This is a genomic window from Billgrantia sp. NRB1 (genome assembly GCF_056921725.1).
On the sequence record NZ_CM167783.1, the window covers coordinates 2,913,301 to 2,927,718 of the forward strand.

Here is a 14,418-nt window from a genome sequence, read left to right on the forward strand (position 1 = left end):
AACCTCCTGTGGAGCGGTAAACGCAAAGGTCGCAGCATTGCGACCCTCGCCATGCTGCACCGCACAAAGCGTAGTCTGCCAGGCAGCCGGATGCAACAGCCGGTCAGTGTCATCTGCGATGACGCCGGAGAGAGTCACTCCTTGCGCTGCGAACGCGACCGTGCGCTGGCCGTACTCTTGCGGCGACCGCCCTGAGCCTTGGCGCTGCCTGCCGCTTCCCCGCCGGACTCGGATTCGCTCTGCCCCGAGGCGGCATCGCCGCCGGAGCGGGCGCCGCTGGCGGCCTGGCGCAGCATGTCGAGCATCATCTGCTGGTAGGTGCCGAAGCTGGACAGCCCCTGGGAGAGGCCCTGGGAAAGCCCCTGAGGCATCCCCGGCTGCTGCAGGAAGGGCTGCATCAGGCTCATCGGATCATAGCCCTCCACCCCCGACTCCATCTGCTTCTGGATGCGGTTGAGCAGCTCCTGCTGAAAGGCCTCGACGTCGGGCAGGCCCAGGGCGCGACGGAACTCATCCGGTGTCAGATCGAACTCGACGTTGATTTTCATGGCAATCCTCTGCGCGGGTGTCACCCTCAGTGTAGCAGCCTGCGCCGACACTCAACGCAGCTCGCTTCCCTTCACCGTAGCACCGGTGTCTCGACGCTGACGCCGGCATTCTGGCCGCGATGGCGAAGCAGATGATCCATCAGCGTCAGCGCCATCATCGCCTCGGCGATGGGCGTGGCGCGAATGCCCACGCAGGGGTCGTGGCGCCCCTTGGTGACCACCTCCACGGGATTGCCGTGAACGTCGATGGAGCGCCCCGGGGTGGTGATGCTGGAGGTGGGCTTGAGCGCCAGGTGGGCGATCAGCGGCTGCCCCGAGGAGATCCCGCCCAGCACGCCGCCGGCATGGTTGGAGAGAAAGCCCTCGGGGGTCATCTCGTCGCGATGCTCACTGCCCCGCTGGGCTACCGACGCAAAGCCCGCGCCGATCTCCACGCCCTTGACGGCGTTGATGCTCATCAGGCCGTGGGCCAGCTCGGCGTCGAGGCGATCGAAGACCGGCTCGCCTAGCCCCGGCGGCAGCCCCTCGGCCACCACGGTGATCTTGGCCCCCACCGAGTCCTGGTCGCGGCGCAGCTGGTCCATGAAGGCCTCAAGCTCGGGCACCTTGTCCGGGTCGGGGCAGAAGAAGGGATTATCCTGCACGGCGTCCCACTGCTTGAAGGCGATCTCGATGGGACCCAGCTGGCTCATATAGCCACGCACGGTGATGCCCTGGGTGGCCAGGTACTGCTTGGCGATGGCCCCGGCGGCCACCCGCATGGCGGTTTCCCGGGCGCTGGAGCGCCCGCCGCCGCGGTAGTCGCGCCGGCCGTACTTGTGGTGGTAGCTGTAGTCGGCGTGGGCCGGGCGGAACTGGTCCTTGATGTTGGAGTAGTCCTTGGAGCGCTGGTCGGTATTCTCGATCACCAGGCCGATGGCGGTGCCGGTGGTGACCCCCTCGAAGACCCCGGAGAGGATCCTCACCCGGTCGGGCTCGCGGCGCTGGGTGGTATGACGCGAGGTGCCGGGGCGGCGCCGGTCCAGATCGCGCTGCAGGTCCGCCTCGGTCAGCGGCAGCCCCGGGGGGCAGCCGTCAACGATGGCGCCCAGCGCCGGGCCGTGGCTCTCGCCGAAGGTGGTTACGGTAAACAGCTTGCCGAAGGTGTTGCCGGACATGGGCGCTCCTCGTGAAGGTCGGGTCGAAGGATCAGGCAAAGGATGCCGCATGGGCGTCGAGCTGTGCGGCGGTGAGGGCGAAGACGCCCTGGCCCCCGCGCTCGAACTCCAGCCACAGGAAGGGCACCTCGGGGAAGGCGGCCTCCAGGTGACGGTCGGAGTTGCCCACCTCGACGATCAGCACCCCGTCGTCGCTGAGATGGTCGCGGGCCTCGCGCAGCAGGCGGCGCACGATATCCAGGCCATCGGCCCCGGCGCCCAGGGCGAGCGCGGGCTCGTGGCGAAACTCGGCGGGCATGGTGGCCAGATCCCGGGCATCCACGTAGGGCGGATTGCAGACGATCAGGTCATAGCGCCGCCCGACCAGGTTGGCGAAGAGGTCGGAGGCCACGGCGCGCACCCGCTCGCCGACGTCGTGGCGCACGATATTCTCGCGCGCCACTGCCAGGGCATCGTCGCTGATGTCGCTGAGATCCACCTCGGCGGTGGGCAGGTAGCGCGCGGTGGCGATGCCGATGCAGCCCGAGCCGGTGCACAGGTCGAGCACTCGGGCCGGCGGCTCCTCGGGAAACCAGGCGGCGAAGCCGTCCTCGACCAGTTCGGCGATGGGCGAGCGAGGGATCAGCACCCGCTCGTCGACGCTGAACGGAAAGCCGGCGAAGAAGGCCTCGCCGAGCAGGTAGGGCAGCGGCCGGCGGGTGGCGATGCGCTCGCGCACCAGGGCCACGATGCGCGAGCGCTCCATGGGCAGCAGGCGGGCGTCGAGCACCGCCGGGTCGACGTTCCAGGGCAGATGCAGGGCGCCCAGGGTCAGCGCCACCGCCTCGTCCCAGGGGGAGTCGGTGCCGTGGCCGTGGAAGAGCCCGGCCAGGTGGAATTCACTGGCCGCCCAGCGCAGGCAGTCGCGCAGGGTGATCAGCCCCGCGCAGAGCGACTCGTCGTCCAGGGTCAGCGTCGAGGGGGAAACAGCGGTGGATTCGGCCACGGGAGATCCTGCGGGGTCGGTTGCGGATTGGGACAACGATTGTACCCGCGCCGGCGGGCGGTTCACAGCCGCGCTCAGGCCGCTATACTGGGCGCCCCGATCGAACTGCCGAGCCCCCTATGAGCCGACGCCGCCCGCCGCCGGACGATGACGATTTCAGCGCTTTCCGCCAGGCCCTGCGCGAGGCGGGGGTGCGCCGGATCGTGCATAACCGCGCCGACCCCGGGCGCTCCCGCCGCCAGGACGAAGCCGCCGCCCAGCGCCGCGCCGCCGCGGTGGCGGCCGACGGCAGCGAGACGGCCAGCCGCACCAGCGATGGACGCGTCGAGCCGGTGCGCCCCTCGCAGCCCCTCGACTTCGCACTGCCCGACCTGCCGTGGCGCATTCGCAGTCAGCTCAAGCGCGGCCGCATCGCCTGGGAGGCGGGGCTGGACCTGCACGGCTACACCCTGGACGAAGCGCGTCAGGAGCTGGAGAGCTTCCTGCGCGAATCCACCGCCCAGCGCCAGCGCTGCGTGCTGGTGGTGCACGGCAAGGCCTGGGGCTCCAGCGCCGACTATCCGGTGATCAAGAGCCACGTCAACGCCTGGCTCAGGGAGTGGCCCGGGGTGCTGGCCTTCTGTTCGGCGCGGGAGGCCGACGGCGGCACCGGCGCGGTCTATGTGCTGCTGCGGCGCCGCGGCCAGGACGCCTAGGACTCCTGGCCGCCGCCCGACTCCCGCTCGACGGGCATCTGCGGGGGCTCGACGACCATCCCGCCGCTGCCCCCCTCGCCGCTATGGCGACGACCCTCGTAGCGGTCCAGCGCCTCCATGGCCAGGTGACGTCCCAGGCGAATCAGCGACCTGGCACGATGAAACTCGAAGGCGCCGCATACCGTCTTGGGCACTTCGATCAAGACGTCGGGGGGATAGCCGGCAATCTTGTACTTGGCCAATGACGCCTGGGTGATATCGAAGGAGGCCAGGATCATGTCCAGCCGGCCCCAGGCCCGCCGGCCGGTGGCGGGCCGCTCCTCCTCGCCGTTCTCCTCCCGTTCGCCGTTCTCGACCGCCCCCCGGCCCTCGAACAGCCAGCGGGTTGCGCCGCGCACGTCCATCCACCCCCGCGCGATCTCCTGCGCTTCCACCTCTTCCTGCTCGGGGGATGGCAGCAGGTCATCCAGCGTCACCGGACGGGCGCTATGGGCGGTCACGTTGACCGCCATCATCATGTCGGCATGGGACGAAACGGTGGGCGTGATGGGCAAGGGGTTGAGCAGGCCGCCATCGACCAGCGTCGTGTCGCCGATATGCACCGGGGTGATGACGCCGGGTATGGCAATCGAGGCGCGGATCGCACGCAGCAGCGGCCCCGACTGGAACCATACCTCCCGCTGCCGTGCCAGGTCGGTGGCCACGGTGGTCAAGGGGATCGGCAGGTCTTCGATCTGGATGTCACCGATAAGCTCCTCGAGCTTGCTCATCACCTTGCTGGCACGCATTGCCCCCATGGGGCTCCAGGTGACGTCCACCAGCCGCAGCACATCGAAGTAGTCCAGTTGGCAGACCCAGTCTCGATAGGCTTCCAGCTGGCCGGCAGCGAAGACGCCGGCAATGACCGAGCCCATCGAGCAGCCGGAGATGGCGCTGATCTCATAGCCACGCGCTTCCAGCACCTCGATCACCCCGATATGGGCATAGCCCCGCGCCCCGCCGCTGCCCAGGGTCAGCGCGACCCGCTTGCCCGCCTCCGTTTTCCTGCTCATGAGTCGTCCTCCTCTGAGGTCCCGTGCGCTGAGGTCCCAGGTGCTGAAATCACAGGGCCCGAACGCCCCTGCCAGGCGATGATGGCCTCCGCCACGCTACCGACTGTCGCCGGCTCCAGGTGCAGGTGATGCCCCCCGGGCAGCACCCGGCGCGTCAGTGCGCCGAGCGCCCCACGGGCGGCGACCGCCTGCTCCCGCTCGCCGAGGATGCCACCATCGCCCTCCACCAGCAGTACCGGGCAGCGTATCGCGCCCAGCAGCGCCAGGGCCTGCTCGGGGCAGAGGCGCAGCGGCGAGGGCCACAGCAGCCGACCATCGGTGCGCAGGCGGACGTGACCGTCGCCCTCCTCCAGCAGATTGCGATGGACCAGCGGGGCGGCCGTCTCGGCATCAATCGGGGTCACCCCGCCGGCGACCCGGGCCGCCACCGCAGTCTTACCATCAGGATAGCGCGGTGCCGGAGAACGCGGGCGACGCGCCGCTTTCAGCCCCTTGCGCAGCTGGGCCGATGCGCGGTCGGCGGCGGTGGTCACCGCTCCCAGGCCGTCGATCAGCATCAGCCGTGCCACCCGCTCCGGCAGTGCCGCGGCGGTGAGGCAGGCCACCCCGGCGCCCATGGAGTGGGCCAGCAGGGTCAGCCGCTCGATCCCCAAGTCATCGGCGGCGTCCAGCAGGTCGTGGCAGTAGTCCCAGAGGGCGTAGTCGCCCTGGCGATGCCGCGAGTGGCCGTGTCCGCTGAAGTCGAGGGCCACCACCCGGATGCCCAGCGCCTCGACCAGCCGCGGGGCGAGGCGCGTAAAGCTCGCCGCATTGTCGAGCCAGCCGTGCAGCGCCAGCCAGGTGGGAGCCTGCTCGTCCCCCCAGGACAGGGCGGCCAGGCGGCCGTCGGCCAGGGTCAGTGTACGAGGCTCGCTCATGGCCGCTCCTCCGTCAGGGTGTCGAGCATCGTCAGCAGCGCCTGGCGGGTCTCCTCGGGATGCTCCATGGGAAACATGTGGGTGCCCGGCACCTGGGCCAGGCGGATGCCGTGGCGAATCAGGCGTCGGCGGCGGGCGGGGGTGATCAGGTCCGACTCGCTGCCGGCCAGCAGCCCGAAGGGTACCCGCAGTCGCCGGGGCAGCCGGGTCAGGTGGTCGGGCAGGTGACGAAAGATCTCGACCTCGACGGCCGGGTCGAAGAGCAGCTCCGCCTGGCCGTCGTCGCGCAGCCGGGTGCCACCCTCGATATAGTCGTGCAGTGCCTGCTCGGTAAAGCGGCGAAACAGCCCGCGGCGACGCAGGTAGTGGCCCATGGTATGCCGGTCGGGCCAGACCGCCCGGCGCCCCAGGGTCTTGCCCGCCGGGGTCACCCGGTCGACGAAGCCGAAGCGCTTGGCCACCTTCATGCTCCAGGCGTCCAGGCCCAGCATCAGCGGGGGGTCGAGCATCACCACGCAGCGGAAGCGTTCCGGCGCCCGCTCGGCAGCCATGGCCATCAGCACCCCGCCCATGGAGTGACCGACTCCGACAACCGGCTCGCCGCCGGCCGGCAGCTGGTCGAGCAGCTCCTCGCGCAGTGCCAGCCAGTTATCGCCGACAGGATAGCCGGGGTGGTGGCCCAGGCGGTCGACCGGGTGAACGTCGAAGCGCTCGGCGAGCGGCGCGAGCAGGCTGCGGTAGCTCATGCCGGGAAAGCCGTTGGCGTGGGCGAAGATCAGCCGCGGCCGAGAGGAGGCGTCGTGGGACATCATGCAACCCTGGTAGCGATAGCAGACTAACGGGATTACCATTCCCCTGTCGCCAACGCAAGCGGAAACAAACGCTTGTTCATTTTCTCCCCCCTCGATCAGGAGCTCCCGTGCCCGCCCCCAAGCCCCGACCCCGCGATACCCGCCTGCGTAACCGCCTGTTCTGGATCACCGCCAGCGTCGCCGTGATCGTCGGCCTGTGGCTGGCCCGCGGATGAACCTGCTCGAGGTCTTTCTCGGCACCCTGGAAGTCACCCTGCCGGTGTTCGCCATGGTGTTCATCGGGCTGGGGCTCAAGCGGCTGGGCTGGATCGACCAGGCCTTCGTCGCCACCGCCTCGCAGCTGGTGTTCAAGGCCACCATGCCCACGCTGATCTTCCTGAGCATCATCCGGGCCGACCTGGATGCGACCCTGAATCCCACCCTGCTGGGCTTCTTCGCCCTGGCCACCCTGGGCAGTTTCCTGTTCGCCTGGGGCTGGGCTGCCGCTCGGGTGCCCTACGCCGAACGCGGGGTCTACGTGCAGGGCGCCTTTCGCGGCAACTGCGGCATCGTCGGCCTGGCGCTGGCCGCCGGCCTGTACGGCGACTACGGCCTGTCGCTGGGCGGGCTGCTGCTGGGGGTCGTGATCCTGACCTACAACGCCTTCTCGGTGATCGCCCTGGTCACCTATCAGGAGGGGCAGCGCGCCGACTGGCGCAGCATCTTTGCCCACATCGCCCGCAATCCGCTGATCCTGGCGGTGGTGGCCGCCATTCCGGTGGCCGCTCTGGAGCTGCGCCTGCCCGGCTGGCTGATGACCTCCGGCGACTACTTCGCCTCGCTGACCCTGCCACTGGCGCTGATCTGCATCGGCGCTACCCTGTCGCTGGGTGCGATCCTGGAGTCGGGTCGCCTGGCCACCGGCGCCAGCCTGATGAAGATGGTCACCCTGCCGCTGCTGGCCACCGGCGCCGCCTGGCTGGCGGGCTTCGAGGGGCGCGAGCTGGGGGTGCTGTTCCTATTCTTCGCCAGCCCCACGGCCGCAGCGAGCTTCGTGATGGTCAAGGCCATGGGCGGCAATGCAGCACTCTCGGCCAATATCATCGCCCTGACCACGCTGATGGCCAGCGTGACCATCACCCTGGGGGTATTCGCACTGAAAGTGCTGGAGCTGATCTAGCCCAGGTCCGAGGGGGCGGTGAACCGCGCCAGCCGGGCGCAGCCCGCCGCCCATACCTCGGCCTCGAGCTCGGCCACGGCGGCGGTGGGAAAGCCGAGCCCGCGATCGCTTCGCCCCTCCACCAGCAGGCCGGTCAGGGCCCCCACCAGCGGCATATGGCTGACCAGCAGCAGCGGCCGCCCGGCCTCCTGCGCCAGCAGCCAATCGACCACGGCGGCAGGCGGGTCGTCCGGCGTGATGATCGACAGCGTCTCCACTTCGCCGTTCAGGGCGGCGGCCAGGTGCTCGGCCGTCTGGCAGGCCCGGCGATAGGGGCTGACCAGAATCCGCGCCCCGTCCAGCGCCTGGTACTGCAGCCAGTCGGCCATGCGGGCGGCCTCGGTCTGGCCGCCGGCGGTCAGCTCGCGCCGGGCATCGGGGACACCGGGGCCGGCCTCGCCGTGACGCATGATTAGCAGGCGCTCACTCATGGCCCGCCTCCCGCTCGTCATGGGCCTCGACGCGGCGATGGGCCCGCTGCACGTCCTCGCGGGAGAGCAGGAACTCCACGTCGCTGCTCTGCTCGCCGCGCATCAGCATGCGCGCCATCTCCCGGGCCGGCACCCCCTGGAACAGCACCTGATAGAGTCCCTCGGCCAGCGGCATGTAGACACCGTCTTCACGCGCTTTCTCGCGCACCAGGCGCACGGTGTTGACCCCCTCGGCCACCTGCCCTAGGGCCGCCACCGCTTCATCCAGGGTCTTGCCCTCGCCCAGGGCGTAGCCGACCCGGTAGTTGCGCGACAGGCTCGACGAGCAGGTGACGATCAGGTCGCCGACGCCGGCCAGCCCCAGGAAGGTCATGGGGTTGGCGCCCTGATCGACGGCGAAGCGCCCCATCTCGGCCAGCGCCCGGGTCATCAGCATGCTGCGGGTATTCTCGCCCATGCCCAGTGCCGCAGCCATGCCGGCGGCGATGGCGTAGATGTTCTTGAGCGCCCCGCCGAGCTCCACCCCGTAGCGGTCGTTACTGGCATAGACGCGGAAGTAGTCGCAGCTCAGCGCCTGCTGCACTCGGGTGCGGGTCAGGGCGTCATCGCTGGCCACCACCGTGGCGGTGAGCTGTTTCTGAGCGATTTCGGTGGCCAGGTTGGGGCCGGAGATCACGCCAATATGGGTAAAGCCGGTCTCCTCCTCGAGGATCCGGCTCATCAGCTTGAAGCCCTCTTCCTGGATGCCCTTGGTGGTGCTCACGAGGATCTGCTCGCGGGTCAGCCAGGGCAGCGCCTGGCGCACCACCTCGCGAAAGGCCTGGGAGGGGATCGCCACCAGCACCAGCTCGGCGCCACGCAGCACCTCGCCCATGTCGCTGGAGGCCTGCACCGCCGGGTTGATGGCGTAGTCGGGCAGGTAGCGGCCGTTGCGGTGCTCGCGGTTGATCTGGGCGACCAGCTCGGGGTCGCGCAGCCACTGACGGACGTCGGCGCCGTTGTCGGCGGCGATACTGGCAAGGGCGGTGCCGAAGCTGCCGCCGCCGAGCACCGCCACCCGCATGGATTCTTCTGACATGGTCGCCCCGAAAAGTGGGGTTCATCGCAGACTGGCGTGAATGGGCCTTGTGGGAGGGAGCTTCAGCTCGCGAAGTAGCGCGCAGCGCTACCCAGGGGGCGCCTGCGGCGCCTTCGCCCGGCAGAGCCGGCCTCCCACCATAGAACCTGCCAAACATGTTCACGCTAAAATGCGAAGAACCAAAAGTGGAAGGGTGTGCTAAGGATTGTAACGAAAAAACGCCCCGGCGAGGGGGCGCGTCGGTCACGAGCCCCCCCGGGCCGGCGAGGCCAACCCGGGGGCCGCGGTCAGTCGAGCAGCGACAGCAGCGAGTCGATGCTCTCTCGGGCATCGCCGTAGAGCATGCGCGTGTTCTCCTTGTAGAACAGCGGGTTCTCGATACCCGAGTAGCCGGTACCCTGGCCGCGCTTGCAGACGAACACCACCCGCGACTTCCACACCTCGAGGACCGGCATGCCGGCGATGGGGCTCGAGGGGTCCTCTTGGGCGGCCGGATTGACGATATCGTTGGAGCCGATGACGATCGCCACGTCGGTTTTGGGGAAGTCGTCGTTGATCTCGTCCATCTCCATGACGATATCGTAGGGCACCCGCGCCTCGGCCAGCAGCACGTTCATGTGCCCCGGCAGGCGCCCGGCCACCGGGTGGATGGCGAAGCGCACCTCCTTGCCCGCGGCGCGCAGCTTGCGCACCAGTTCGCTCACCGCGTTCTGGGCCTGGGCCACCGCCATGCCGTAGCCCGGCACGATGATCACGCTGTCGGCGTTGTTCAGCGTGCTGGCCACGCCAGCGGCGTCAATGGCCACCTGCTCGCCCTCAATCTCTGTGGCCGGGCCTTGGGCCGCCCCAAAACCGCCCAGAATCACGCTGATGAAGTTGCGGTTCATCGCCTTGCACATGATGTAGGAGAGGATCGCCCCCGAGGAGCCCACCAGCGCGCCGGTGACGATCAGCAGGTCGTTGGAGAGCGTGAAGCCGATGGCCGCCGCCGCCCAGCCGGAGTAGCTGTTGAGCATCGACACCACCACCGGCATGTCGGCACCGCCGATGCCCATGATCAGATGGTAGCCGATGAAGAAGGCCAGCGCCGCCAGCACCAGCAGCGTCCAGAAGCCGGCACCGTTGACATAGAGGATGGCCAGCAGCAGCGACAGCGCCGCGGCACCGGCGTTGAGCAGATGCCCCCCGGGCAGCTGCTTGGCCTTGCCGTCCACCTTGCCGGCCAGCTTGCCGAAGGCGATCACCGAGCCGGTGAAGGTCACCGCACCGATGAAGATGGCAAACACCACCTCGAGCTGCAGGAAGGTGAGCTCATCGGGTGCCTTGGTCGCCACCAGGGCGGCGAAGGCCGAGAATTCCTCGGTGGCCCCCTCCACGGCCTGGACGGCCAGCACCCGACGACGCTCCAGATCGGCGTTCCAGGCCACGAACACCGCGGCCAGACCGACAAAGCTGTGCAGCGCCGCCACCAGCTGGGGCATCTCGGTCATGGCCACCTGCTTGGCCACCTTCCAGCCGATCACCGAGCCGATCACGATCATGGGAATCATCAGCCAGTAGGCCCCGATGCCCGGACCGAAGGCGGTGAACAGCACCGCCACGGCCATGCCTACGATGCCGTACCACACCGCCCGCTTGGCCTTCTCCTGATTGCTCAACCCCCCCAGCGAGAGGATGAAGAGCACGCTTGCCGCAATCGCCGCGGCCGATACAAATCCCTGACTTAACATGTTGTGTCTCCGCCGCTCACGATTTCTGGAACATGGCCAGCATCCGGCGTGTCACCAGGAAGCCGCCGACGATGTTGATGGTGGCGATCAGCACGGAGATGGCCGCCAACAGCACCACGATCCAGTTACCCGAGCCGATCTGCAGCACGGCGCCGAGAATGATGATCCCGGAGATGGCGTTGGTCACCGCCATCAGGGGCGTGTGCAGCGAGTGGCTGACGTTCCAGATCACCTGGAAGCCGACGAAACAGGCCAGCACGAAGACGATGAAGTGCTGCATGAAGGAGGCTGGAGCGATCTGCGCCAACAGCAGCATCAGGGCGCCCCCCACGCCGAGCAGAATCGCCTGGCGCTTGGTCTGCTCCACGAAGGTGGCGTGCTCGGCGGCGCGCTTCTCTTCCGGCGTGGGCTCCTTGACCTTCTCCTTGGGCTTGGCGGCGATGGCCTTGACCTTGGGCGGCGGCGGCGGGAAGGTGATCTCGCCCTGGTGGGCCACCGTGGCCCCGCGGATCACGTCATCCTCCATGTCATGCACGATCGTCCCGTCCTTGCCCGGGGTCAGGTCGGTGAGCATATGGCGGATGTTCGTGGCGTAGAGCGCCGAGGCCTGGGTGGCCATGCGCGACGGAAAATCGGTGTAGCCGACCACGGTCACGCCGTTGTCGCTGACCACCGTCTGGTCCGGCTGGGTGAGGTCGCAGTTGCCGCCCTTCTCGGCGGCCAGATCGATGATCACCGAGCCGCGCTTCATCGAGGCAACCATGTCCTCGAGCCACAGCTTGGGCGCCGGCTGCCCGGGAATCAGGGCGGTGGTGATGACGATGTCCACCTCGGGGGCCTGCTCGCGAAAGCAGGCCAGCTGCTTCTCGCGAAACTCGGGGCTGGAGGGCTTGGCATAGCCGCCGCTCTCCGAGCCGTCGGCGCTCTCCTCGAAGTCGAGGAACAGGAACTCGGCGCCCATGGACTCGATCTGCTCGGCCACCTCGGGACGCACGTCGAAGGCACGCACCACGGCGCCGAGACTGGTCGCCGTGCCGATGGCGGAGAGCCCCGCCACCCCGGCGCCGATCACCAGCACCTTGGCCGGTGGCACCTTACCGGCGGCGGTAACCTGGCCGGTGAAGAAGCGTCCGAACTGATTGCCTGCCTCAATCACCGCCCGGTAGCCGGCGATATTGGCCATGCTCGAGAGCGCATCCATCTTCTGGGCCCGGGAAATGCGCGGCACCATGTCCATGGCGATCACGGTGGCACCGGTAGCGCGGCAGCGCTCCAGCAGCGCCTCGTTCTGGGCCGGCCAGAAGAAGGCGATCAGCGTCTGGCCCTCGCGCAGGCGGTCGGCCTCCTCATCGGTCGGCTCGCGCACCTTGATGACCACCTCGGCGTCTTGCCAAAGGGCCTGGGCATCCGCCACCACGCTGGCGCCCGCCTCGCGGTAGGCCTCATCGGCGAAGCCGGCGGCCGTGCCGGCGCCGGCCTCGATGAGGCACTCGTGTCCCAGCTTGTGAATTTCCTTGACGCTCTCCGGGGTCAGGGCGACACGCGCCTCCCCCTTGGCGAGCTCTTTGGGTGCACCAATCTTCACGTTGGATCTCCCTTATGGTTATTGAAATCTGGCATAAATCGGTCCCGGTATTCATACCTGACGCTACTGCATTGCACAACTACCAAGTGAACCGATAGCGATCTTTCCGGCGCGCTTTTTTGGCGTGACACGCCGCCCCCTTGGCAAAAGGCTTCCCTTAACGTCAGCGTCAATTAACGCCTCAATATGGAAAAAAATGGCCGCCCAAAGGCGGCCATGAAGGGTGAATTGTCTCGGGCAACATGCCCGACTGAGAGGCGTCAGCGGATGAGCAGGGCGTTGAGCCGCTTCACGTAGGCCGCCGGATCGTCCAGGTGGCCACCCTCGGCGATGATCGCCTGGTCGAGCAGGATACGCGCGAGATCACCGAAGCTATCGCCCTCGGCGCTCTCCAGGCGCGCCACCAGAGCATGCTCGGGGTTGAGCTCGAGGATCGGCTTCACCTCCGGAAGGCTCTGGCCGGCCGCTTCCATGATGCGGCGCATCTGGAAGCCCATCTCGTGCTCGGGGAGCACCACGCAGGCCGGCGAATCGGTCAGCCGGTGGGTCACCTTGACCTCTTGGACTTCCTCGCCAAGCGCCTCCTTGACCCGCTTGACCAGGTCCTCCTTGGCCTTGGCGGTCTCTTCCTGGGCCTTCTTCTCCTCCTCTCCCTCGATCTCACCGAGGTCAAGCTCGCCCTTGGCCACGTCCACAAAGCCCTTGCCGTCGAACTCGTGGAGATGGCTCATCAGCCACTCGTCGATGCGATCGTGCAGCAACAGCACCTCGATGCCCTTCTTGCGGAAGATCTCCAGATGCGGGCTCGACTTGGCGGCGTTGAAACCGTCGGCCACGATGTAGTAGATCTTTTGCTGGCCTTCCTTCATACGTTCGACGTAGTCGGCCAGGGACTGGTCCTGGGTGGCGCTGTCGGTGTGGGTGGTGGAGAAGCGCAAGAGGCCGGCGATCTTCTCGCGGTTGGCGAAGTCCTCCGCCGGCCCCTCCTTGAGCACGCTGCCGAAGGTGTTCCAGAAAGTCTGGTAGGCCGCCTTGTCCTTGGCCAGCTTCTTGAGCATGTCCAGCGCCCGCTTGGTCAGCGCGGACTTGATCTTCTCGACCTTGGGGTCCTGCTGAAGCAGTTCGCGGGAGACGTTGAGCGACAGGTCGCGGGTGTCCAGCACGCCCTTGATGAAGCGCAGGTAGAGCGGCAGGAACTGCTCGGCGTCGTCCATGATGAAGACGCGCTGCACGTAGAGCTTGACGCCCCGGGCGCCGTCGCGCTCGTAGAGATCGAAGGGCGCGCGGCCGGGCACGTAGAGCAGGCTGGTATACTCCAGCTTGCCTTCGACCTTGTTGTGGCTCCAGGTGAGCGGATCGGAGAAATCGTGAGCCACGTGCTTGTAGAAGGCCTGGTACTCCTCGTCGGAGATCTCGCTCTTGGGGCGCACCCACAGCGCAGTGGCCTCGTTGACGGTCTCCCAACTGACCGTCTCGCTGCCCTCGATCTCCTTGCCCTCCTCGTCGCGGGCCTTCTCGACCTTGGGCATGCGCACCGGCACCTCGATATGGTCGGAGTACTTGCGCACCAGGCTCTTCAGGCGGAAGTCGTCGGCGAACTCCTTGGCGTCGTCCTTGAGGTGCAGGACGATCTCGGTGCCGTGGGCCTCGCGCTCGACCTCGGCAACGGTGAACTCGCCCTCACCCTTGGAGCGCCACTCCACGCCCTCGCCCTTGTCGCTGCCCGCCTTGCGGGTGCGCACCGTCACCTCGTCGGCGACGATGAAGCTCGAATAGAAGCCCACCCCGAACTGGCCGATCAGCCGGGCGTCCTTCTGCTGCTCGCCGGTGAGCTGCTTGAGGAATTCGGCGGTGCCGCTTCTGGCGATGGTGCCGAGGTTGGCGATCACTTCCTCACGGCTCATGCCGACGCCGTTGTCGCGCACGGTCACGGTGCCGGCCTCGGCGTCGTGATCGATCTCGATGCGCAGCTCGCTGTCGCCTTCATACAGGGCATCATTGTCCAGTGCCGCATAGCGCAGCTTGTCGCAGGCGTCGGCGGCGTTGGAGATCAGCTCGCGCAGGAAGATCTCCCGGTTGGAGTACAGGGAGTGAATCATCAGGTGCAGCAGCTGCTTGACCTCGGTCTGGAAGCCGAGGGTTTCCTCGCGGGTGGCAGTGGACATGGACCTTTTACCTCATGGCTTGAACCAGCGGCGACGCCCGAATGGCGCCGCCCGATAACAACTGG

At 67.9% G+C, this 14,418-nt stretch carries 13 protein-coding genes; 2 read left to right on the plus strand and 11 right to left on the minus strand.

Annotation, left to right across the window (positions count from 1 at the left end):
• Nucleotides 1-134: 134 nt before the first annotated feature.
• The 3 genes from ACZIYR_RS13230 to prmB all read right to left on the minus strand — a co-directional run bounded on the left by ACZIYR_RS13230 (nucleotide 135) and on the right by prmB (nucleotide 2,690).
• Nucleotides 135-548 (minus strand): DUF6489 family protein, encoded by a 414-nt coding sequence (locus ACZIYR_RS13230; RefSeq protein WP_483526998.1) that lies wholly within the window; start codon nucleotides 546-548, stop codon nucleotides 135-137.
• Between the two features lie 71 nt (nucleotides 549-619).
• Nucleotides 620-1,705, minus strand: coding sequence for a chorismate synthase (aroC, locus tag ACZIYR_RS13235; protein WP_483526999.1), 1,086 nt, complete (start codon nucleotides 1,703-1,705; stop codon nucleotides 620-622).
• Between the two features lie 31 nt (nucleotides 1,706-1,736).
• Nucleotides 1,737-2,690: a 50S ribosomal protein L3 N(5)-glutamine methyltransferase gene (gene prmB, locus ACZIYR_RS13240; RefSeq protein WP_483527000.1), complete on the minus strand. Its 954-nt coding sequence runs from the start codon at nucleotides 2,688-2,690 to the stop codon at nucleotides 1,737-1,739.
• Between the two features lie 119 nt (nucleotides 2,691-2,809).
• Here prmB and ACZIYR_RS13245 point away from each other — a divergent pair, with 119 nt between their 5' ends.
• The gene (locus ACZIYR_RS13245; RefSeq protein ID WP_473034201.1) at nucleotides 2,810-3,385 is read left to right on the plus strand and encodes a Smr/MutS family protein; all 576 of its coding nucleotides are present in this window, start codon (nucleotides 2,810-2,812) and stop codon (nucleotides 3,383-3,385) included.
• On the opposite strand, the gene ACZIYR_RS13250 is transcribed toward ACZIYR_RS13245, so the two are convergent.
• Genes ACZIYR_RS13250 through ACZIYR_RS13260 form a run of 3 tightly spaced genes read right to left on the minus strand, consistent with a single transcriptional unit; the run spans nucleotide 3,382 to nucleotide 6,163 of the window.
• On the minus strand, nucleotides 3,382-4,437 hold the full coding sequence (locus ACZIYR_RS13250) for a patatin-like phospholipase family protein (protein WP_483527001.1): 1,056 nt from the start codon (nucleotides 4,435-4,437) through the stop codon (nucleotides 3,382-3,384). The genes ACZIYR_RS13245 and ACZIYR_RS13250 overlap by 4 nt on opposite strands.
• On the minus strand, nucleotides 4,434-5,354 hold the full coding sequence (locus ACZIYR_RS13255) for an alpha/beta fold hydrolase (protein WP_483527002.1): 921 nt from the start codon (nucleotides 5,352-5,354) through the stop codon (nucleotides 4,434-4,436). Before ACZIYR_RS13255 ends, ACZIYR_RS13250 begins: the two co-directional genes overlap by 4 nt.
• On the minus strand, nucleotides 5,351-6,163 hold the full coding sequence (locus ACZIYR_RS13260; RefSeq protein WP_483529084.1) for an alpha/beta fold hydrolase: 813 nt from the start codon (nucleotides 6,161-6,163) through the stop codon (nucleotides 5,351-5,353). The genes ACZIYR_RS13255 and ACZIYR_RS13260 overlap by 4 nt, the downstream gene beginning before the upstream one ends.
• Before the next feature lie 214 nt (nucleotides 6,164-6,377).
• On the opposite strand from ACZIYR_RS13260, the gene ACZIYR_RS13265 reads away from it, so the two are divergent.
• A complete protein-coding gene (locus ACZIYR_RS13265) occupies nucleotides 6,378-7,325 on the plus strand; it encodes an AEC family transporter (RefSeq protein WP_483527003.1) in 948 nt (315 codons plus the stop codon).
• On the opposite strand, the gene sixA is transcribed toward ACZIYR_RS13265, so the two are convergent.
• The 5 genes from sixA to htpG form a co-directional block, all read right to left on the minus strand.
• Nucleotides 7,322-7,795 (minus strand): phosphohistidine phosphatase SixA, encoded by a 474-nt coding sequence (gene sixA, locus ACZIYR_RS13270; protein ID WP_483527004.1) that lies wholly within the window; start codon nucleotides 7,793-7,795, stop codon nucleotides 7,322-7,324. The two genes, ACZIYR_RS13265 and sixA, sit on opposite strands and share 4 nt — an antisense overlap.
• Nucleotides 7,788-8,873, minus strand: coding sequence for an NAD(P)H-dependent glycerol-3-phosphate dehydrogenase (locus ACZIYR_RS13275; RefSeq protein ID WP_483527005.1), 1,086 nt, complete (start codon nucleotides 8,871-8,873; stop codon nucleotides 7,788-7,790). Before ACZIYR_RS13275 ends, sixA begins: the two co-directional genes overlap by 8 nt.
• A 287-nt stretch (nucleotides 8,874-9,160) precedes the next feature.
• A complete protein-coding gene (locus ACZIYR_RS13280; RefSeq protein ID WP_483527006.1) occupies nucleotides 9,161-10,603 on the minus strand; it encodes an NAD(P)(+) transhydrogenase (Re/Si-specific) subunit beta in 1,443 nt (480 codons plus the stop codon).
• Between the two features lie 16 nt (nucleotides 10,604-10,619).
• Nucleotides 10,620-12,188, minus strand: a complete 1,569-nt coding sequence (locus ACZIYR_RS13285) for a Re/Si-specific NAD(P)(+) transhydrogenase subunit alpha (RefSeq protein ID WP_473034205.1) — start codon at nucleotides 12,186-12,188, stop codon at nucleotides 10,620-10,622.
• Nucleotides 12,189-12,448: 260 nt separating this feature from the next.
• Entirely contained in the window at nucleotides 12,449-14,353 is a 1,905-nt protein-coding gene (gene htpG / locus ACZIYR_RS13290; RefSeq protein WP_483527007.1) for a molecular chaperone HtpG, read from the minus strand.
• Nucleotides 14,354-14,418: the final 65 nt, after the last annotated feature.